This window comes from Patulibacter ginsengiterrae (assembly GCF_056269115.1).
The window spans coordinates 122,906-143,136 of record NZ_JBWDOG010000010.1; the positions used below are offsets into that span (position 1 = coordinate 122,906).

At 72.9% G+C, this 20,231-nt stretch carries 19 protein-coding genes and 1 tRNA gene; 17 read left to right on the top strand and 3 right to left on the bottom strand.

Annotated features, from left to right (window positions below; all coding sequences use genetic code 11):
- The first annotated feature begins 21 nt into the window (after window positions 1-21).
- The 3 genes from ACVUH9_RS14495 (at window position 22) to ACVUH9_RS14505 (ending at window position 3,934) form a co-directional block, all read left to right on the top strand.
- Entirely contained in the window at window positions 22-1,533 is a 1,512-nt protein-coding gene (locus ACVUH9_RS14495; protein ID WP_475758096.1) for an alkaline phosphatase family protein, read from the top strand.
- Window positions 1,530-1,997, top strand: coding sequence for a GtrA family protein (locus tag ACVUH9_RS14500; protein ID WP_475758098.1), 468 nt, complete (start codon window positions 1,530-1,532; stop codon window positions 1,995-1,997). The genes ACVUH9_RS14495 and ACVUH9_RS14500 overlap by 4 nt, the downstream gene beginning before the upstream one ends.
- Before the next feature lie 62 nt (window positions 1,998-2,059).
- The gene (locus ACVUH9_RS14505) at window positions 2,060-3,934 is read left to right on the top strand and encodes a hypothetical protein (RefSeq protein WP_475758100.1); all 1,875 of its coding nucleotides are present in this window, start codon (window positions 2,060-2,062) and stop codon (window positions 3,932-3,934) included.
- A 58-nt stretch (window positions 3,935-3,992) separates the two neighbouring features.
- Here ACVUH9_RS14505 and ACVUH9_RS14510 read toward each other — a convergent pair whose 3' ends face one another.
- Both ACVUH9_RS14510 and ACVUH9_RS14515 read right to left on the bottom strand, forming a co-directional pair.
- Window positions 3,993-4,796, bottom strand: coding sequence for a TIGR00282 family metallophosphoesterase (locus ACVUH9_RS14510; RefSeq protein ID WP_475758102.1), 804 nt, complete (start codon window positions 4,794-4,796; stop codon window positions 3,993-3,995).
- Between the two features lie 22 nt (window positions 4,797-4,818).
- Window positions 4,819-5,283 (bottom strand): hypothetical protein, encoded by a 465-nt coding sequence (locus ACVUH9_RS14515; protein WP_475758104.1) that lies wholly within the window; start codon window positions 5,281-5,283, stop codon window positions 4,819-4,821.
- Between the two features lie 53 nt (window positions 5,284-5,336).
- Here ACVUH9_RS14515 and ACVUH9_RS14520 point away from each other — a divergent pair, with 53 nt between their 5' ends.
- The 3 genes from ACVUH9_RS14520 (at window position 5,337) to hemB (ending at window position 8,563) form a co-directional block, all read left to right on the top strand.
- On the top strand, window positions 5,337-6,059 hold the full coding sequence (locus ACVUH9_RS14520) for an ABC transporter ATP-binding protein (protein WP_475758106.1): 723 nt from the start codon (window positions 5,337-5,339) through the stop codon (window positions 6,057-6,059).
- Entirely contained in the window at window positions 6,056-7,441 is a 1,386-nt protein-coding gene (locus ACVUH9_RS14525) for an ABC transporter permease (protein WP_475758108.1), read from the top strand. The genes ACVUH9_RS14520 and ACVUH9_RS14525 overlap by 4 nt, the downstream gene beginning before the upstream one ends.
- A 144-nt stretch (window positions 7,442-7,585) precedes the next feature.
- The gene (gene hemB, locus ACVUH9_RS14530; protein WP_475758110.1) at window positions 7,586-8,563 is read left to right on the top strand and encodes a porphobilinogen synthase; all 978 of its coding nucleotides are present in this window, start codon (window positions 7,586-7,588) and stop codon (window positions 8,561-8,563) included.
- A 6-nt stretch (window positions 8,564-8,569) separates the two neighbouring features.
- On the opposite strand, the gene ACVUH9_RS14535 is transcribed toward hemB, so the two are convergent.
- Complete coding sequence (locus ACVUH9_RS14535) at window positions 8,570-9,709, bottom strand: LuxR C-terminal-related transcriptional regulator (RefSeq protein WP_475758112.1); 1,140 nt, start codon at window positions 9,707-9,709, stop codon at window positions 8,570-8,572.
- A gap of 326 nt (window positions 9,710-10,035) precedes the next feature.
- On the opposite strand from ACVUH9_RS14535, the gene ahbA reads away from it, so the two are divergent.
- The 11 genes from ahbA to ACVUH9_RS14590 all read left to right on the top strand — a co-directional run bounded on the left by ahbA (window position 10,036) and on the right by ACVUH9_RS14590 (window position 19,714).
- Window positions 10,036-11,127, top strand: a complete 1,092-nt coding sequence (gene ahbA, locus ACVUH9_RS14540) for a siroheme decarboxylase subunit alpha (RefSeq protein WP_475758114.1) — start codon at window positions 10,036-10,038, stop codon at window positions 11,125-11,127.
- A 206-nt stretch (window positions 11,128-11,333) separates the two neighbouring features.
- Window positions 11,334-12,617: a glutamate-1-semialdehyde 2,1-aminomutase gene (gene hemL, locus ACVUH9_RS14545; protein WP_475758115.1), complete on the top strand. Its 1,284-nt coding sequence runs from the start codon at window positions 11,334-11,336 to the stop codon at window positions 12,615-12,617.
- A 40-nt stretch (window positions 12,618-12,657) separates the two neighbouring features.
- Entirely contained in the window at window positions 12,658-13,245 is a 588-nt protein-coding gene (locus ACVUH9_RS14550; protein ID WP_475758117.1) for a hypothetical protein, read from the top strand.
- Window positions 13,246-13,368: 123 nt separating this feature from the next.
- Window positions 13,369-14,055 (top strand): Rieske (2Fe-2S) protein, encoded by a 687-nt coding sequence (locus ACVUH9_RS14555; RefSeq protein WP_475758119.1) that lies wholly within the window; start codon window positions 13,369-13,371, stop codon window positions 14,053-14,055.
- A gap of 14 nt (window positions 14,056-14,069) precedes the next feature.
- A complete protein-coding gene (locus tag ACVUH9_RS14560) occupies window positions 14,070-14,867 on the top strand; it encodes a cytochrome b (protein ID WP_475758121.1) in 798 nt (265 codons plus the stop codon).
- Window positions 14,864-15,691 carry a c-type cytochrome gene (locus tag ACVUH9_RS14565; protein WP_475758123.1) on the top strand — a complete coding sequence of 276 codons (828 nt, stop codon included), beginning with the start codon at window positions 14,864-14,866 and terminating at the stop codon, window positions 15,689-15,691. The genes ACVUH9_RS14560 and ACVUH9_RS14565 overlap by 4 nt, the downstream gene beginning before the upstream one ends.
- 55 nt (window positions 15,692-15,746) lie before the next feature.
- Window positions 15,747-16,721 (top strand): polyprenyl synthetase family protein, encoded by a 975-nt coding sequence (locus ACVUH9_RS14570; protein ID WP_475758125.1) that lies wholly within the window; start codon window positions 15,747-15,749, stop codon window positions 16,719-16,721.
- Window positions 16,722-16,932: 211 nt separating this feature from the next.
- Entirely contained in the window at window positions 16,933-17,229 is a 297-nt protein-coding gene (locus ACVUH9_RS14575; RefSeq protein WP_475758127.1) for a Sec-independent protein translocase subunit TatA/TatB, read from the top strand.
- Between the two features lie 6 nt (window positions 17,230-17,235).
- Complete coding sequence (gene tatC / locus ACVUH9_RS14580) at window positions 17,236-18,747, top strand: twin-arginine translocase subunit TatC (protein WP_475758129.1); 1,512 nt, start codon at window positions 17,236-17,238, stop codon at window positions 18,745-18,747.
- A gap of 69 nt (window positions 18,748-18,816) precedes the next feature.
- Window positions 18,817-19,557, top strand: a complete 741-nt coding sequence (locus ACVUH9_RS14585) for a hypothetical protein (RefSeq protein WP_475758131.1) — start codon at window positions 18,817-18,819, stop codon at window positions 19,555-19,557.
- A gap of 83 nt (window positions 19,558-19,640) precedes the next feature.
- Window positions 19,641-19,714 (top strand) — tRNA-Lys (locus ACVUH9_RS14590).
- Window positions 19,715-20,231: the final 517 nt, after the last annotated feature.

The following is a 20,231-nucleotide window of genomic DNA, read 5'->3' on the forward strand; positions in this document are numbered from 1 at the left end:
CGCTCGCCTGCTGCTCGTCCGATGCGCCGTCTGCTCTTCGCCGTCATCGACGGGTGTGGCCCGGCGCAGCTGCGGACGGCCATCGAGCAGGGTCGCGCGCCGATCCTGGCGCGCGCGGTCGCCGAAGGCGAGCTCCACGAGTCGGTCGCGGCGTTCCCGTCGGTCACGCCGGTCTGCGCGACGGCGCTCGCCACCGGCGTCCGGCAGGACCAGCACCGGATCCCCTCGATCAACTGGTGGGACCGCTCCCGTCAGCGCTACGTCGAGTACGGCTCGAGCTTCGCGGCGTCGCGGCGGCTCGGGATCGCCCGGCAGCTGACCGACACCGTCTACCACCTCAACGGTCGCCACCTGGCGCCCGAGGTCGAGACGGTCTTCGAGTCGCTGGACGACGCCGGCGTCCGGACCGCCGGCACCACCTTCCTGATCTACCGCGGACGTCACCGCCACACCGTCGACCGCAAGGGCACGGCGCTGAACCGGGTCGCCTCGACGGTCTTCCGGACGCCGGTGATGGGGCCGAAGGAGCTGTTCTACGCCGACCTCTTCGCCACGCGTGAGACCGGCTGCCGCTCGCAGTTCGGGCGCCCCGGGATGCGCGACCAGCACGCGGCCTGCGTCGGCGCCTACCTCGTCGAGCACGACCTGGTCGACTTCCTGCTGCTGTCGCTGCCCGACAACGACACCCACAGCCACAAGCACGGGCCCGAGGCCCAGATCGACTCGATCGCGCTCGCCGACCAGTCGATCGCGCGGGTCGTCGAGGCGGCCGGCGGGATCGACCGGTTCTTCGCCGAGTGGGCGCTCGTCGTCGCCTCCGATCACGGCCACGCGCTCGTCGAGCGGCGGTCCGAGCCGCGCCCGGCCTTCGAGCCGTTCGGGATCGTCGGGCCCTCGGGTCCCAAGCGCGGCGACCGGATCGCCTACTGCCCGGCCTCGCGGGCGGCGATGGTCTACGTGCTCGATCCGGCGGACCGGCCCTCGCTGCTGCCCGAGCTGGTCGCCGCGGGCCGTGGCGTCGACGGGGTCGAGCTGGTCGTCTGGCGCGACGCCGAAGGTCGCGGGGTGCTCTCGAGCGGCGCCGATGCGGCGGTCACGGGCGAGCTGCGGTTCCGTCCCGTCGAGGCCGGGACCGCGGGTGCCGTCGCCGACCAGCGTGGCGGCTGGTGGACGGTCGACGGGGAGCTGGGGATCGTCGGCGCGGAGGTCGTCGACGGGGTCCTCCGGAGCGCCAGTCACCCCGATCCGCTCGGGCGCTGCTGGTCGGCGCTGACCTGCGTCAACTCCGGCGATCTGCTGCTCTCGGCCGCCGCCGGAGCGGAGTTCCCGGACTGGGGTGACGTGGACCATGTAGGCGGCGGCAGCCATGGGTCACTGCGGGCGGACGACGCGGTTGGCATCCTCATCGGTTGCGGCCTCGAGGATTCAGGCGATCCGCGCGGGCGTCCCGAGCTCGCTCCGGACGCCTGGTCGATCGAGGACGCGACCCCGATCATCCTGCGGCACTTCGGTGTCGGCGGGTCCCGTCGATGAGCACCACCGAGATCGAGCTGACTCCGGGGACGACCGTCCCGACGCCGCTGCCCGCGCGCCTCGCCGCGGCGGCTCGGCGACCCTCGGCCTGGATGCAGCTGCTGCGGTTCGCGGCGGTCGGGGCCTCGGGCACGATCGTCAACCTGGTCGTCTACGCGCTCGCGACCGGCCCCGGCGGCCTCGACTACCGGCTCGCCGCCGTGCTCGGCTTCGTCGTCGCCGTCAGTCACAACTTCGTCCTCAACCGCTGGTGGACGTTCCAGGACACCAGCGGCCACGCCGGCTTCCAGGCGGCACGGTTCGTCGCGGTCAGCCTTGCCGGGCTGGCGGTCAACCTGGTCGTCCTGCACGTGCTGGTCGACAGCTTCGGGTCGGGCAAGCTGCTGGGTCAGGCGGCCGCGATCGCCGCCGCGACCCCGATGAGCTTCGTCGGCAACAAGCTCTGGAGCTTCGCGCAGCGATGAGCAGCGGCGTCGGAGCACGGCCTGGGGGCCGCGCCCGGCGAGGACGGTCGGCTGCCCCTGCCGTGGTCCTGCTCGGGCTGCTGCTGCTCCTGACCTCGCTGCTGCCGTCGCTCGCGGCCGCGGCGCCCGCGACCAGCGCCGGGATCGTCCCGATCCCGGGTGGGATCGGCGGTGCGACGACCGCGGCGACGGGTGCGACCACCACCACGACCGGACCGTTGAGCGCGAAGCCGCCGCCGCTGGCGGGATCGACCGATCCCAACGGGGTGACCGTCGCCGAGCGGTCCGACGTCCCGCCCTCCGGGCATCGGCTGACCGCCGACCAGGCCCAGCGGATTGCCCGCGCCGACCCGAAGGCGGCCCGGGTCCTGCGCGAGAACCCCGGCAGCTACGACCGGATCTTCCTCAAGGGCCAGACCCGCTGGCAGCTCTCGATCTACGCCAAGGGCAAGCCCCTGCGCGAGATCGGCCAGGTCCTGGTCGACGACGCGACCGGCAAGGTCACCGAGTCGTGGGACGGGCCCTACGTCGCCTGGACGATGGCCCGCGGCTACGACGGTGCGTTCGGGCGCTCGATCACCAACCCGTGGCTGTGGGGCGGCCTGCTGGTCCTGTTCGTCCTGCCGTTCGTGCGCCTGCGCCCGTTGCGCGGACCGCCGCTGGCGCTGCTGCTGCTGGCCGGGTTCACCGCGCCGCTGGCCTTCTTCAACAACGCCCGCCTCGACTGGGCGGTGCCGCTCTCGTTCGGGCTGCTGCTGGGCCTGTTCCTGTGGGCGACCTGGCGCGGGGTCCGGCGACCGCGCCGGGATCCAGCCGGGGTCCGCCTGTCGGTCCCGGTCGCGGCGCTCGTGCTGCTGGGGCTCGGCCTGCTCGCGTTCCGGATCGTCCTCAACGTCACCGACGGCAACGTGATCGACGTCGGCTACGCGAGCGTCGTCGGTGCCTCCCGGATCGGAGACGGGCACTCGCTCTACGGGGCGTTCCCCTCCGACGTCGGGCGCGGCGACACCTACGGTCCGCTGACCTACCTCGCCTACCTGCCGTTCGAGCAGCTGTGGCCGTGGGGCGGACGCTGGGACGACCTGCCGGCGGCCCACGCCGCGGCGATCGGCTTCGACGTCCTCACCACCGGGCTGCTGTACCTCGTCGGTCGCCGGCAGGAGCAGGATCCCGCCGCCGGCCAGCGGCGCGGCGTGCTCTACGCCTACCTCTGGCTCGCCTGCCCCTGGACGGCCTACGCGCTCAACAGCAACGCCAACGACGGGCTCGTCGCCGTGGCGATGGCCCTGCTGCTGCTGGTCGGGGCGCGGCCGTTCCCCCGCGGTGCGGCGGCGGCCGCGGCCGGGGCGGCGAAGATCGCGCCGTTCGCGGTCCTGCCGGTGCTGGCGACCCGGCGCCGGGTCGCGGCGACGGTGGCGGTCGCGTACGGGCGTGCGTCGTGGCGCCCGGGGGCGCTGCTCGCCTTCTCGCTCGGGGCGCTGCTCGTCGTCGGCGTGACGGCGGTGATCGTGCTCCACGGCCAGCCGGTCCGGCTGCTGTGGGACCGGACCGTCGGCTACCAGGCGGGGCGCGACGCGCCGTTCATGCCCTGGGGCTACTACGACCTGCCGCTCGGCCGGACGCTCGCCCGCGCGGCCTCGATCGTCTTCGCGCTCGCGCTCGCGTTCGTCCCCCGCCGCCACGACCTGACCGGGACGGCGGCGCTGGTGCTGGCGGTCGTGCTCGGGCTCCAGCTCGCGACCGAGTACTGGTTCTACCTCTACCTGACCTGGCTGGTGCCGCTGCTGGTGGTCGCGGCGATCGGCGACCGGGCGCTGCAGTGGCCGCTTCCGCGCCGGATCGCGCGCCCGGCGGTGACGCCACGGGTGCTGGGGCCGCTGCCCGAGGAGGACGCGCCCTGGGCGGCCCAGGCGCGGCAGGCGGCCGACAGCCGCTGACCAGCGGCGGGAGCCGGCGCGCAGCCTGGGCCGACGCCCAGGCCTTGACCGAGGAGCGTTAGACCGCCCAGCGCGGCGAGACCTGGATCGGCGTGATCGCGCGGGCGCTGCACGGCCGCTCGCCGAGCTCGATCAGGACCGCGCACAGCCACGGGTCGCCGTCGGCCGGCTCGAAGCGGACGGGCATCTTGGTCCGCATCGCCTCGATCGCCAGCTCCTTCTTGACCCCGATCACCGAGTCGCGGGGGCCGCACATGCCGACGTCGGTGATGTAGGCCGTTCCGCCGGGCAGGACCCGCGCGTCGGCGGTCGGGACGTGCGTGTGGGTGCCGACGACGGCGGTCACGCGGCCGTCGAACTCCCAGCCCATCGCGACCTTCTCGCTGGTCGCCTCGGCGTGGATGTCGATCAGGACGTGGTCGCAGCCCTGCTTGAGCAGCTTGCCGACCTCCGCCTCGGCGATCGTGAACATCTGCCGGCCCGGATCGAGGTAGAGGTTGCCCATGATGTTGAGCACCCCGAGCTTGATCCCGCCGGCCTCGACGACGCAGGAGCCGTGGCCGGGCTGCGATGGGAGGCAGTTGGCCGGGCGGACGATCTCCTTGACCTCGTCGAGGTAGGGCCAGACCTCACGCTGCCGGTACGAGTGGTTGCCGAGCGTGATCGCGTCGACGCCGATCGAGAACATCTCCTCGGCGATTCGCGAGGTGATCCCGACCCCGCCGGCCGCGTTCTCGCCGTTGACCACGACGAAGGTCGGACGGTGGGCCTCGCGGAGCTCCGGAAGGGCCGTTCGGAGGGCCTTGCGGCCACACGAACCGACCACGTCGCCGATGAACAGCACGGAGGGGGCTTCGGGCATCGACGTACTGTCGCAGTCGCCGTCAGCCGGGCGCGTCGTCCTCGTCCAGCCTCGTCCGCAGGGCGCGGATCGCGGCGGCGATCCCGCTCAGCTCGTCGTCCGTGGGATGGCCGGCGGCGTGGATCTCCGCCTGCTCCAGGTGGTGGCGGGCCCGCTCGCGGTCGCCGAGCTTGCGGTAGCCCTCGCCGAGGTTCAGGTGCAGCGACGGGTAGAAGGTCCGCACGTCGAGCCCGAACGGGTCGGCGCCCTCGGCGATCTCGTCGGCCGCCGCGAGCGCGATCAGGTCCCAGCGGACCTCCTCGGCCGGGTCGTCCTGGGCGTCGGCGGTGATGTGCGCGACCCAGACCCGGTGCTTCGCGGCACCGTCGTCGCCGATCTCGGCCCAGAGCGCGGCGTAGCGCTCGCGCGCGCCCTCGCGGTCGCCCTGCATCAGTCGTTGCTGGGCCTCGAAGGCCCGGCGCATGATCGGGTCGTCGTCCAGCGCCATGGACGGATGATCGCCGAGCGGCCGGCGGCGGGTCGATGGGTAGCATCCGCCGCGTGTTGCGCGCCGAGGGCCTCGTACGCCGATACGGCGACCGCACCGTGCTGGACGCCGTCGACGTCCACGCCGACGGCGGCGAGGTCGTGGCGATCCTCGGGCCGAACGGGGCGGGCAAGACGACGCTGCTGTCGCTGCTGGCCGGGCTCCAGCGGCCGGACGCCGGCTCGGTCGGGCGTCCCGCGCGCGAGGTCGGCTGGGTCCCGCAGCAGCCCGCCGTCTACCGCCGCCTGAGCGTCCGCGAGAACCTCGCCCTGTTCGCCCGGCTGGAGCGGGTCCCCGACGTCGCGGCCCGGGTCGACCAGATGCTCACCGAGGCCGGGCTGGCTGACCGGGCCGGCGACCTCGTCGGCTCGCTCTCGGGCGGGGGGCAGCAGCGGGTCAACGTGGCCGCGGGGCTGGTGGCGGATCCTCCGGTGATCCTGCTCGACGAACCGTCGAGCGCGCTCGATCCCCGTCAGCGGGAGCGGATGTGGCGGTTCCTGACCGGCCTGGCGGCCGCCGGACGGGCGGTGGTCTTCTCGACCCACGACGTCTCCGAGGCCGAGCGCTACGCCGACCGCCTGATCGTGCTGGTCGGCGGTCGCGTGGCCTTCGCCGGGACTCCCGCCGCGCTGGCCGCCGACGCCGAGGGCGACCTGCTGCGGGCCTTCGTCGATCTCGTCGAGCGGCTGGAGCCCGACGAGGAGCACGGCCCGGACGGCCGGGAGCACAGCCCGTGAGCGGGCCCCGGACGGTCGCGACCCTGGTCGCCAAGGACGCGCGAATCCTGCGCCGCTCGCCGGTCCTGGTCGGGCTGCTGGTGGTCTACCCGCTGTTGGTGGCGCTGCTGCTCGGCCTCGCCCTCTCGGGCGGTCCAGCGAAGCCCCGGATCGCGCTCGTCAACCAGGTCCCGCCGAGCGCGTCGAAGGTCGACCTCGGCGACCAGCGGATCGACGCGCAGAGCTACGTGCGGTCGCTCGCGGCCGGGACCGACACGGTCGAGGTCCGGACCCGCGAGGAGGCGGTCCGGCTGGTCCGCGAGGGCGAGGTGGTCGGGGCGATCGTGCTGCCGCCCGACACGCTCGACCGGCTCCGCAGCGTGCTCTCGCTCGGCGGATCGAAGAACCTGCCGACGATCGAGGTCCTGACCAACGACGCCGATCCGGTCCGGGCGACCGCGCTCCGCGAGCTGGTCAAGGCCCGGCTCGCCGACGCCAACGCTGAGATCGGCAAGCGCCTGATCAACGTCGCCGGCCAGTACCTCGGGGTCCTCACCGACGGCGGCAACCTGCGGCTGTTCGGTCTCTCGGGCGACATCCTCGGCCTTCGCCAGGCGACCGAGATCCTCGAGCGGACCGCGCGCAGCCTGCCCCCCGGTCCGGCCCGCGACGAGATCGAGCGGGTCCGTCACTTCTCGCAGCTGGCGGTCGAGAACATGGCCTCCGCGGCCCCGCTGCTGCAGTCGGTCGCGGACCCGATCCGGATCGAGCAGCGCAGCGTGACCGGGCCGGCGGTCTCGCTCGACGTCTACGCCGCGGCGGTCGCGGCGACGGTCTCGCTGCTGCTGGTGGCGGTGCTGCTCGGTGCCGGCCTGGTGGCGCTGGAGCGGGAGGAGCGGACCTTCGGCCGGCTCGTCCGCTCGGCGGTCGCGGCGCCGGCGTTGCTCGGGGCGAAGGCGACCTTGGCCGGGGCCGCTGGCGCGGCGGTCGCGCTGGTGGTCTCGGCGGGGCTGGCGCTCTTCCTCGGCCTCGACCCGGGGCGGATCCCGCTCTGGCTGCTGGCGGCGGTGGCGACCGGCGCGGCCTGCGGCGCGCTCGGGGTCGCTCTCGGGTCGCTGGGGTCCGGGGGCTCCGACCTGCGCGCGGCGAGCCTGCTGGCGATCCTGCTGATCGTGCCGGTGACCGTGGTCGGGCTGATCCCCGACGGGACGGCCTCCGACGGGGGACAGCTCGTGATCGACGTCGTCTCGGGCGCCTTCCCCTTCCGCCCGGGTCTGCAGCTGGTCACGGCCGCGCTCGAGCACGGCGCGGTCGTCGGGCCGCTGCTGCACCTCGTCGCGCTGACGCTGGGCTGGTCGATCGTCGGCTGGCTGGCGTTGCGGCGGGTCGACCGCGCGGCTTGAGGCGCGTCGGGCTCGGCCGCGGTGGGCGGGCCGGCGATGGTGGGTGGCCCGGGCCGCTCCGCTCGCCCCGCCACCACCGGCCCGCAGGTCCCCGTCGCCATCCGATCCGACCCGCCCCGAACCCCCGGGTCCTACGATGGAGCGATGGCCTTTCCGCGTTCCCGCCCCCGTCGTCTGCGGCGGACCCCGGCCCTGCGGGCGCTGGTCCGCGAGACGTCGCTGCGGCCCGAGCAGCTGGTCCTGCCGGTCTTCGTCGGCGAGGGCCAGGACGGGCCGGTCCCGATCGGGGCGATGCCGGGGGTCGCGCGGCACGATCTGCCGGGTGCGGTCGCGATCGCCCGTGAGGCGGCGGCGGTCGGCCTCGGCGGCGTGATGCTGTTCGGGATCCCGCTCGTGAAGGACGCGGAGGGCAGCGGCGCCTGGGATCCAGCCGGCGTCGTCCAGCAGGCGAGCGGCGCGATCCGCGAGCAGGTCCCGGGCCTCACCGTCGGCGTCGACCTCTGCCTCTGCGAGTACACCGATCACGGCCACTGCGGGCTGCTCGACGACCACGGCGCGGTCGTCAACGACGCGACGGTCGAGCTGCTGGCCCGGACGGCGGTCTCGCAGGCGGCCGCGGGCGCCGAGGTCATCTACCCCTCGGACATGATGGACGGCCGGATCGGCGTGATCCGCGACGCGCTCGACGCGGCCGGTCACGAGGACGTCGTCGTCGTCGCGCACAGCGGCAAGCTGGCCTCCTCCTACTACGGCCCGTTCCGTGAGGCGGCGGGTTCGACGCCGGCCTTCGGCGATCGCCGCAGCTACCAGATGGATCCGGCCAACGGCGACGAGGCGATCCGCGAGGCGCTCCAGGACGTCGAGGAGGGCGCGGACCTGATCATGGTCAAGCCGGCGGGTCCCTCGCTCGACCTGATCCGCCGGACCAAGGACGCGACGCGGATGCCGATCGCGGCCTACCAGGTGAGCGGCGAGTACTCGATGATCAAGGCCGGCGGTGCGGCTGGCTACATCGACGAGCAGGCGGTCGCGATGGAGTCGCTGATCGCGATCCGTCGGGCCGGGGCCGACGTGATCGCCAGCTACTTCGCGCTCGACGTGGCGCGGGCACTGCAGGCGTAGCCCGGGTCAGGGGTTGCAGGGGTCATGGGGGTCGGCGGCCACGCGGGTCATGAGCTGACTGCGTGACCGGACCCCGTACTTGGCGAGGACCCGCGTCATGTGCCTTTTGGTCGCGGCCTCGGTGACGCCCAGCCGCCGGGCGATCTCCGCGTTGCTGGCGCCGGTGACCGCGTGGCGGGCGACCGCCAGCTGCCGCAGCGTGAGGTGCGGCGGAGCCACCGCGACGCTGCCCGGTGACGCGTGCTGCGAGCACGATCCGGTGGGGCAGATCGAGCTCGCAGCCAGCTCCAGCAACGGGTGCATGTCGCGAACGACGGCGAGCGCCTTGCGGCCGGCGAGTGCGGATGGACGGTCGTGGGCGAGCCAGGCCAGGGCGGCGACCCGGCCACGAAGGCGGAGCACCAGCAGCAGCGGCGACGGCGCCAGCCGACCGAGCGTGAGCAGCTCGGGGAGGCCGGCGTGGCGGAGCTCGGCGGGCGGCGGCTCGAAGGGCAGGACGCGAGGCTGCGCCGGGTCCCGGACGATCCGGGCCAGGTACCCGTCGAGGCGGATCGGGGGCAGGATCTCGTCGTGGATCTGGGCGGCGAGCAACGGGTTGCCGCGGCGGGCGTGCGGCTGGGCGAGCGCCGCGCTGGCGACCACGTCGAGACGGGGCGATAGCACGGCCATTCCCCCGGCGAGCGCCCCCGCCGCTTCGCCGGCCCAGTCGAGCACGCGAGCGAGGAGCTCGGTCGCCGTCACCGGATCGGCACGGGACCCGGTGGCCGGGCTCTCGTCCGACGGGACCGTCGCGTTCGCCAGCGGCCCGCTGGTCCGGCGCCGACGGTCGTAGAGGCCGACCACGTGCCGGCGCGAGGGCACGCGCAGCTTCGTCAGCACCGCGTGCGTGTGCGCCTTGGCCGTCTCGTCGCTGATGTGCAGCGCACGGGCGATCTCGGCGTTCGTCGCCGCGTCGGCCAGCAACCGGGCGACCTGGAGCTGGCGGGGCGAGAGACCGGCCGCAGGATCGCCGTCGCCGCTGAGCGCTGGCAGCGTCGTCGTGGTGCGGCATGCGAGCTCGACGATGGGCTGGAGCGCCTCGAGGCTGCGGAGCTGGCTGCCGGTCCACGGCGTGCCGCGGTTGGGGTGCTCGGGGGGATCGGGCATGGGGGCTCGCAGGAGGGAAGGCGGCGATGGACGCCCGCGCGTCCCGTCGACCGTGGCCTCGGTGGTCGCTCGCCATGTCGACGTCGCCGGGCTCTCCGCGGTGCCCCCCTCCCAGTTCCGAGGGGCCGGAAGGGGCTCGGGTCGACGTCGTGGCGGGACGGCACCGGACGAGGCCTACGAGCCCGGGCGCGGTGCGGGCCGCTCCGGCCGGTCGCCGGTCGTCCCGCGACGGCCTCCGCGATGGGGTCCTTCGTGGCGCCTTCGGGCTCGCGCTTCGGCGTACATCGAGCATCCCTACCATGGAGATATCGACCTGAGGAGCCCCCATGGCCACCAGTGACAAGACGGCAGTGCCGAAGATCCGCAGTCGTAAGGACGGATCTGCCGTCCCGTTGGACGCGACGGACAAGCAGCTGATGAACCTGCTGCAGGGTGCGTTCCCGCTGGTTCCCCGCCCCTACGCGGAGATCGCGACCGCTGCCGGACTGACGGAGGACGAGGTCCTCCGGCGGACCGATCGGCTGGTCAAGGAGCGGATCATCCGTCAGGTCACGCCGATCTACGACACCCGCGCCTTCGGATACGGCTCGATGCTGGTCGCCGCCAAGGTCGACCCGGAGAACCCCTGGGCTCCGGCCAAGGTCATCAACGACCACCCCGGCGTCAGCCACAACTACCTGCGCAACCACGAGTTCAACATGTGGTTCACGCTGGCGGTCGAGGAGGACTCGAAGCTCGGCATGCAGGGCACCCTCGACGTGCTCCAGGAGCTGACCGGCGCCGAATCGATCCGGCAGCTGCCGACGCTGCAGCTGTTCAAGATCCGGATGGACCTGGAGATGGACGGCGACACCAAGTCGCTCGCCTCCCCCGGGATCGCGGTCCCGCCGGCCGAGACCGAGCGTCAGCCCTACGACGAGTTCGATCGCAAGGTCGTCCGCGCCACCCAGGGCTCGCTGCCGATCGTCGCCGAGCCGTTCCAGCCGGCCGCCGACGCGCTGGGAATCCCCGTCGCCAAGCTGCTGGAGCACCTCGAGGGGATGACCGAGCGCCGACTGCTGCGCCGGGTCGCCGCGATCCTCTTCCACCGCCGGGCCGGCTTCTCCGCGAACGGGATGGGCGTCTGGCAGGTCGATCCCGACCGGATCGAGGAGATCGGGATCAAGATGGCCGCCTACCGCGGGATCTCGCACTGCTACCAGCGGCCGACCTACGCGGACTGGAAGTACCAGGTCTTCACGATGGCCCACGGGCGCTCCAAGGAGGAGTGCGACGCGATCCTCGACGCGATCAACGACGAGGTCGAGGGCATCGAGGACCGCTCGACGCTCTACAGCTCGACCGAGTTCAAGAAGATCCGGTTGCTCTACTTCACCGACGAGTTCCGTGAGTGGGAGCGCCGCAACGCCGGCGTCTGAACCCGAGCGCCGGGCCGTGGCCGCACGCCGGCCCTGATCGGTCGAGGTGGCGTGCGTCAGGCGCACGCAACCTCGACCGACCGTCCCGAGCCGGCTCTATCGGAGCCGCTCCCGTCCGGCCGTAGGCCGCCGTCCCACCCCACCGTCTCCCCCCGTCCCGGCTGCCCGACCCGCCGCCCGACGCCCTACCCTCGGAATCGATCATCGTGCCGATCTCGCTTACTGACGCCAAGTCCGCCGACCTCTTCGCCCGTGCCCGCAGGGTCCTCCCGGGCGGGGTCAACTCCCCCGTCCGCGCGATGCGCGCGATCGGCCGCGATCCGCTCTTCGTCGAGCGTGCCTCGGGCGTCGACCTGGTCGACGTCGACGGCAACCGCTTCATCGACTGGATGTGCTCGTGGGGGCCGCTGATCCACGGCCACGCCCACCCCCAGATCCTCGAGGCGATCAACGCCGCCGCGACCGCGGGCACGACCTTCGGGGCCCCGACCGCGATCGAGGTCGAGCTGGCCGAGGAGATCGTCCGGCGGGTGCCCTCGGTCGAGATGCTGCGGATGACCTCGTCGGGCACCGAAGCCTCGATGAGCGCGATCCGGCTCGCTCGCGCTGCCACCGGCCGCGAGGTGATCGTCAAGTTCGCCGGCGCCTACCACGGCCACGTCGACGGGCTGCTGGCCGACGCCGGCTCCGGTCTCGCCACCCAGGGCATCCCCGCCTCCCCCGGGGTCCTCGCCTCGGCGGCCGCAGCGACGGTGATCATCCCCTGGAACGACCGCGAAGCCGTCGATCAGGCGTTCGAGGAGCACGACGTCGCCGCCCTGATCGCGGAGCCGTACCCGGCCAACATGGGCCTGGTCCGTCCCGACGCCGGCTTCCTCCAGCACCTCCGCGACGTGACCGAGCGTCACGAGGCGCTGCTGATCTTCGACGAGGTCATCAGCGGCTTCCGGGTCGCTCCCGGTGGCGCACAGGACCTGGCCGGGGTCACGCCCGACCTCAGCGTGATGGGCAAGGTCCTCGGCGGCGGGCTCCCCGCCGCCGCCTTCGGGGGCAGTCGCGCGCTGATGGAGCGCCTGGCCCCGGTCGGCGACGTCTACCAGGCAGGCACGCTCAGCGGGAACCCGCTGGCGGTCGCCGCTGGCCTCCAGAGCCTGCGGATGCTCGACGACGAGGCCTACCTGCGGCTCTCCGACACCACCGACGCGCTGGTCGCCGGACTCCGCGAGGCGGCCGGCGACCGCCCGGTCCAGGTCGTCAGCGTCAACGGGCTCGTGACCGTCTTCTTCAGCGCGACCCCGGTCCGGAACTACGCCGACGCCCGTGCCTGCGACCACGAGGCGTTCTCGCGCTGGTGCCGCGGGCTGCTCGGTCGCGGGATCTACGCGCCGCCGTCGCAGTACGAGGCCTGGTTCGTCTCGCTGGCCCACGAGCCCGAGCACGTCGCCAAGACCGTCGAGGCGGCGGCCGCCGCCTTCGAGGTCGCGTGGTGAGCCCGACACCGGCGGCTCCCCACACCGACGGGCTCCGTCGGTGACCGCGCCCGACCCGTTGGCGGCGATCGCGACCGCGCTGCGGGCCGAGGGTGGCCTCCTGGGCGCCGTCGTGGTCGATCCGGCCCCGGACGCCGACCGCTCGCTCGCGGTCGCGGTCGCGGCCGGCCCGCGTGCCGTCGTCGTCGGGGCGGACCTCGCGTTGGCCGCCGAGGCGACGCGCGAGGCCGAGCTGCTCCACCACGCCCCCGAGCGGGCGCGGGTGCTGCGGACCGACGACCGCGACCTCGCGCTGCTCGCCGGCGACCGGCTCTACGCCCTCGGGCTGGAGCGGCTGGCGGCCGGAGGCTGGACCGACGAGGTCGCGATCCTCGCCGACATCGTCGCGGTGGTCGCGCGCTTGCACGCCGATCCGGCGTGGGCGATCGGCCCCTCCGCGCCCGGCTCGGTGCCCGCCGGAACCGGTGCTCCAGACGCCGTCGTGGCCCGCTCCGCTGCGCTCTGGACCTGCGCCGCGGCGGCCTTGGGCCAGGGCTCGGAGTCGGCGGCCGCGGCCGTGCTGCGGGTCGTGCGAGCGGGCGAGCGACCCGCTGACGACAGCATGATCGTCGCCGCAGCAGTAGCTTAAGAGGACCTTATTCTTGACCCGACCGGGCGCCGTCCGGTCGAGCGCGGATCGTCGCCGGCTGAAGGCCGGTACGATCCGGCAGTCCCACGCGGTCCCCGTGGGGTCACGCAGGAGCCTCACCCCGTGTCCGATCGACGCCCAGAGAAGAGCAAGTACACCCTCGACCGCGGAATCCCCGGGGCGTTTGAGGGCGAGACCGTTACGCGGCGGCGCCTGATGGTGCTCGCGGCGAACGTGACCGGAGGCGTGGCCATTGGCGGCATCGCGCTCTCCGCCACCGGTTTCGCCGTCGGGCAGTCCTTCGTGGAGGTGGATACCGGCTGGCACGACGTCGGCCCTCTCGAGGAGGTGCCCGACGACACCTACGTGCCGCGGGTGATCACCCTCGACCCGAAGACCGGCCAGGTCGGCAAGACCACGATCTACATCCGCCGTTGGAACGACGCGGTCGACGGATCGAAGGACACCGCCGAGCGTGCCGATGAGTGGAACAAGGTCATCGCGATCTCGTCCCGCTGCATGCACATGGGCTGCCCCGCCCGCTACGTGCAGGCCGCGCAGCACTTCATCTGCCCCTGCCACGGCGGGGTCTACGACTTCAAGGGCGAGGTCGCCGGCGGTCCCCCGGTCCGTCCGCTCGATCGCTTCTACACCCGCCTCGTCGAGGGCCGCGTGCAGGTCGGCCGACGCTTCTCGGTCAACTCGCAGCTGAAGCGCTTCTCGCCGCGGCCCCCCGGCCAGCCGCTCGACGGCGTCGGCCAGTACATGTACCCATCGCGTCCGACCCAGCGCAAGCTGCCGGGCACCTGATCCTGATGGCGAAGATGAAGCTCACTCCGTCAGTGCCCGCCGGTCTGCGTCCGCAGCCCAAGCGCCCCGACGATCCGAACGTCGACCAGCGTCCCGCTGGCCTGGCGAAGGAGGCGGCGATCAGCGCCGCCGATTGGGTCGACGAGCGCACGTCGCTCTCCGGGACCGCCCGCTGGGTGATGTTCCGGCCGATCCCCAAGGGGACGAACTGGTTCTACACGTTGGGGACGGCCACCATGGTCGCCTTCATCAACCAGGTCATCACCGGCATGGTCATGGCCATGTACTACGACCCGTCGGTGACGAACGCCTACGAGTCGATGAAGTACATCAACAACGAGGTCTTCCTCGGCGAGTTCCTCCACGGCATGCACAAGTGGGGCTCGACGGTGATGGTCGTCCTGATCTTCCTCCACATGGCGAGGACGTTCTTCTTCGGCGCGTACAAGTACCCGCGCGAGCTGAACTGGGTCGTCGGCGTCGCCCTGCTGGTGCTGACGCTCACGATGTCGGTGACCGGCTACCTGCTGCCGTTCGACCAGCGGGCCTACTGGGCCTCGGTCGTGGCCATGAACATCGCCGGCAACGCCCCGCTGCTCGGGCCGTTCACGCCTGACGTGGCCCTCGGTGGGCCAGACGTCACGACGGTCACCCTGTCGCGGTTCTACGCGATCCACATGATGATCATCCCCGGCTTGATCATCGGGTTGATCGGAGCCCACCTCTACCTGGTTGTCAAGCTCGGCACGACGGCTCCGCCGTGGGTCCGCGCCGACAAGGTCAGCGCTGATCTGAAGGAGCACGACGCATGAATCAGCGCGAGAAGGAGGAGTACCTCCGCGAATACTCCGTCCTGAAGGCGCAGGGGAAGCCGTTCTTCCCCTACATCATCGTCAAGGACGGCGTGATGATGATCGTCGTCGTCGGGACGATCATGCTGATGTCGATCCTGCTCGGTGGCGAGCTGACGGCCAAGGCAGACGCCACCACGACGACCTACGCGCCGCGCCCCGAGTGGTACTACTTCTGGGCCTTCGAGCTGCTGCGCGTCATCAAGCCGCCGTACCTCGTGGGTCTGGCGACCGTCGGCGTGCCGACGATCGCGATGCTGCTGCTGTTCCTGCTGCCGTTCTACGACCGCAACCCGGAGCGGCATCCGCTCCGGCGCCCGGTCGCCACGACGGCAGGCATCTTCGTCGTCTTCGCGATGTTCATGCTCTCGTACCTCGGTGCTGAGGCCGAGCCGCCGTCGCAGGTCAACATCGCCCCGCCCCCGGCCGTGACCGAGGCCGGCGGTGCCGTGCTCGTGCAGTGGAACGTCGGGCGCAAGCTCGTCGCCCAGAGCGGCTGCGGCGGTTGCCACAAGATCGGTCCCAACGGCAACGACGGCCCCGGGCCGCAGTTGACCCACATCGGTGACCGGTTGAAGGCGGACGCGATCCGCGAGACGCTGATCAACCCGACGCAGCCGATGCCGTCGTTCTCGGGCCTCGGTCCCGAGTCGCTGGACCGGATGGCGTTCTTCCTCTCGACGCTGAAGAGCACCTCGGAGGTCGAGGGTGGCCACGGTGCCGCTCCCGCCGCCGAGGAGGCGCCGGCGGGTGGCGAGTCGCACTCGCCGTCCTCCGCCGGCTAGCTCCCCCGACTCCGTCGGCTCCGTGAGTCCGGAGGCGGCCCCCCGCGTTCCCGCCGTGATCGTTCCGATCGTGGCGGCCGCGGGCGGGCATGTGCCCGAAACGCTGGCGCAGGTCGAGGCCGACCTGCGGCGCGTCACCAGCCCGGGTCAGCTGGCCCTCGACGAGGCGGCGGCGACCACCGTCGCCGCGGGCGGCAAGCGGTTGCGGCCGCTGCTGGCGATCATCGCCGGTGGCCCCGCGGTCGCCGACCGGTCCGGTCCGGCGCGGGCGGCAGTGGTCCGTGCCGGTGTCGCGGTCGAGCTGACGCACACCGCGACGCTGATCCACGACGACGTGCTCGACGGCGGCATGCTCCGCCGCGGGGCGCCGACGACCTTCGCCCGTCACGGGCGGGCGGCGGCGACGACCCTCGGCGACGCCCTGTTCGCCGCAGCGTTCGCCGAGTTGGCAGCGGGTGGCGACGCGCTTCCGCTCCAGATCCTCGCCGCGGCCAGCCGTGCGCTGGCCCAGGGCGAGCTGCTCCAGCGGGAGGACGCGTGGAGCGGCGAGATCGACGAGGCGCGGTACCTGTACCGCTGCGGGCTCAAGACGGGTGCCCTGTTCGAGGCCGCGGCCCGGCTCGGGGCCCATGCCGCGGGGGACGACGCGGAGACCCTGGCCGGCTTCGCGTCGGCGATCGGCGTCGCCTTCCAGCTCTTCGACGACGTGCTCGACGTGGTGGCGCCGCCGGAGCAGACCGGCAAGCCTCGCGGCAGCGACCTGCTCGACGGCACGGTCACCCTGCCGCTGCTGCTGGCCCGTGAGCGGGACCCGATCCTGGCCGAGCTCGACGTCCGGACCGTCACGACGGCGGAGGCGGCGGCCCAGGTCTGCGATCGGATCGCGGCGACCGGCGCCACCGCCGACACCGAACGGCGCGCGCGCACGCTGGTCGAGGAAGGGCTCGCGGCACTCCCGCCCGACCTCGATCCCGCTCGTCGTCAGGCGTTCACCCTGATGGCCCGCGGCGTGGTCGACCGGCGGCTCTGAACCGCGTCTGCGGCGGGGCGTCAGCACCGGTCCGGCTGCTGACGGGGCGCCCGCGAGGCGGGAGGGACTGTGTCTCACCCGGCTCCCGTCCGGCTCGTGGCGACCAGGGCGAGCGGCGCGGCGCCGAACGGGTGCGTCGGCGGGCCGGCACGGCATCCGATCGGTCCTGCGGGGCGTTCCCTTTCGTGAGATGACCTGGAAGGATCCATCTATGACCCTCGCCCTCCTGACGCCGGGTATTCCCCAGCTCCTCATCGTCCTGGTCGTGGTGCTGATCGTCTTCGGTCCGAAGCGGTTGCCCGCGCTCGGTCGGCAGATCGGAAACGGGATCCGCCAGCTCCGCGCCTCGGTCGGCGGCGACGAGGACGAGGCCGAGGAGACCAAGGCGGCTTCGCCGAAGCCCGTCGAGCGGGCCCCGGCCGATCCGGTCGCCGATCGCCGCGCCGCCGACGAGGAGACCGTCACGGCCGAGCCGGTCGACGCACCCCGCCGCAAGCCCCGGGACTAGCCCCCGATGCCCGCCCTGCGACCGGTCTCCGCCGAGGCCCGACTGACCCTGGTCGAGCACCTGAGCGAGCTCCGGACGCGCCTGATCGTGTCGCTGGCGATCTTCGCCGTGGCGTTCGCGTTCACCTACTGGCAGAACAAGAACGTCCTGAAGATCGTCAACCAGCCGCTGGAGAGCGCGGTCTCGGTCAAGAAGGACTGCGCGCGGGCGGGGGATCCGCTCGAGGCGGGTGCCTGCTTCGACCGGGCGGTGGCGCAGGCCCTCGCCGACGTCGCCCCAGTGCTCGAGACGGCGGCGGGCCAGGACCGGGACCCGGCTGCGGCCCGCAAGGCCCAACAGGCCGTGGAGTCGCTCGGGCGCGCCCAGAAGCTGGCGCCGACGTCGACCAGTCGACGTCCGGTCACGTTGGGCGTCGCCGAGCCGTTCTTCCAGACGCTCAACGTCGCGATGTACGCGGCGCTGGTGATCACGCTGCCGCTGATCCTCTACCAGCTCTACGCGTTCCTGATCCCCGCCTTCACGCGCAGGGAGAAGCAGGCGATCGTCCCCCTGCTGATCGGGGTGCCGTTCCTCTTCTACGGGGGCGTGGCGTTCGGCTACTTCCTCGCGCTGCCACGGGCCGTCGACTTCCTCCAGAACTTCAACGACGAGTCGTTCGACATCCTGGTCCAGGCCAAGGACTACTACAAGTTCGTCGCCCTCTTCCTGGCCGGGACCGGGATCGTCTTCCAGGTCCCGGTCGTCGTGCTCGGGATCAGCCGGATGGGGATCCTGTCCGCCCGCCAGATGCGCAAGCAGCGGGGGATGGTGGCGCTCGGCGCCGCGGTGATCGCGGCGCTCGTGACGCCCACCCCCGACGCGGTCACGATGCTGCTGATGATGGTCCCGCTGCTCGTGCTCTTCGAGGGCAGCGTCTTCATCGCCTCGGTGCTCGAACGGCGTCGCGCCGCCGCCCCGGCCCGTTGGGACGACGACGAGGACGAGGGCGAGCGTCCCGCCTCGCTGGTCGACGACGACTTCGGTGCCGACGACGGATCCGGTGCCGGCGGCGGCCCCGCCGGTGGTCCCGGCCCCGAGCCGGACGGTCCGCCCGACTACGGCGTCGGCTACGGCGGCGAGGACGAGCCCGACGAGCGCTGGGACGACCCCTGGGACGATGAGGACGGCGTCGCGCCGCAGGACACCGCCTTCGGCCCGCCCGGCGAGCAGCCGGACCCCGAGCTGCTCGGCGATCCGGCCGGTCCGCGCGTGCTCGGCAGCGGTCCGGACGTGGCTCGTTCGTCGACCGCCGAAGGCGCCCGGACCGGGTCCGCACCCCAGGCGGTGTGGCAGGTCGAGGCGGATGCGTTCGACGCCGCCGATCCCTATGCGGAGCCGTCGATCGGCGGCACCGCCGAGGTCGCGCCGCCCGGAGAGGACGAATGGCAGAGGGACGCGGACGCGCTCGACGCGGCCGATCCCTACGCCGAGAATCCGTCGTCTAGCAGGGACAACGACGGCTCCAAGGGGTCGTCGTAGGGGGTCGGTGAGCAACGGCTTACCACACCGGTGGCGGGTTAACGCTCTCGGCCGTCTATTCTGCGGGACATGCTCTTCGATGTGCGTGCGCCCGGCCGCAAGCGCCTGATCCAAGCCATCTACCTGGTCCTGGCCGTGGTGCTCGTTGGAGGCACCATCCTGTTCGGGGTCGGGACCGGGCTACCGGGGATCTTCGGTGGGAACAACGACAGCGGCGGCATCGATCTCGCCAAGCAGCAGCAGGAGCAGCTGGAGAAGGTCGAGAAGAAGGTCGCCCAGCGCCCGAACGACTCCGAGCTGCTGGCGCAGCTGGCGTCGCTGCGGTACGCCGCCGGCGTCAGCCAGATCGGTGACAGCAACACGATGACGCTGCCGCCCAAGGCCCGGGCCGAGCTGCTCAAGGCCGCCGACGCCTGGCAGCGGTACCTCGACACCAACCCGGATCCGATCGATCCGGGCCTCGCCAACAAGATGGTCGCGGTCTTCTCTCCCGACTCGCTGAAGCAGCCCGACAACTGGGCCAACGCCCAGGCGATCGTCACCGAGGCGGCCGTCGCGGACGCGAAGAAGCGTGGGCAGAAGCCCGCCGTCAACGTCTACCTCCAGCTGCTGACCGCCCAGTCCGCTGCGGGGCGCAAGCGCCAGGCGAAGATCACCGCGGAGGCGGCCCGCAGCGTCGCGCCGAAGGACCAGCGCAAGGCCGTCGAGGACGCGATCAAGACGGCGCAGGATCCGAAGGCCGCCGAGAAGGCCGCTCAGGGCGGCGGGTCGGCGGAGTCCCAGCGGACCGTCACGGTCCCGGAAAGCTAGTCCGCAGCGGCCGCTCCGCTCGTCGCGCCGGCCCGCTGAGGGTCAGCCGACGAGCAGAAGCAGGAATTGGGTACGATGCTCGAGCCCTGGTAGCTCAACTGGTTAGAGCAGCGGACTCTTAATCCGAAGGTTGAGGGTTCGAGTCCCTCCCGGGGCACCTCGCTGTCGCAGGTGCGGTAGACCGCGACAGCATGGAGACTCCACGAGGCCGGTGCCAACGCACCGGCCTCGTCTCGTTCTGGGGCTGGTACGGCGCCGCCGGCGCGGGCCGCGCCGGCCTGGCGCAGGGCCCCGCCACGCCGCTGACGAGGCACGCTGGGTGGTTGTCCACCGTGGGGGTGGCAAACGCATCGCGAAGCGCAGGACCCGGACGCGGAGCCCGCACGCCGAGGCGAATCGACGGGCCGCCGGCACCGCGCCCTCCTGGGGGCCCCTACGGCGTCTTGCGCCCATGCCGCGGGCGCCGTGCCTCCTGGGGCGCTGGACGGCCTCCTGCACCCCGGGCGTGCCGGGCCCCACCCCGCTGCCGCGCGCGGGACGCGCCCGTCCGTCCGGCGCCCGTCCGTCCCGCGCGGTCCCGTCCCGCCGCGACCCCGGCCCCGCCCCACCCCGGCCCGCCGCGGCCGCGACCCCAGGCCTCGCCCCGCCCCATCCCGCCGCGACCCTGGCCCCAC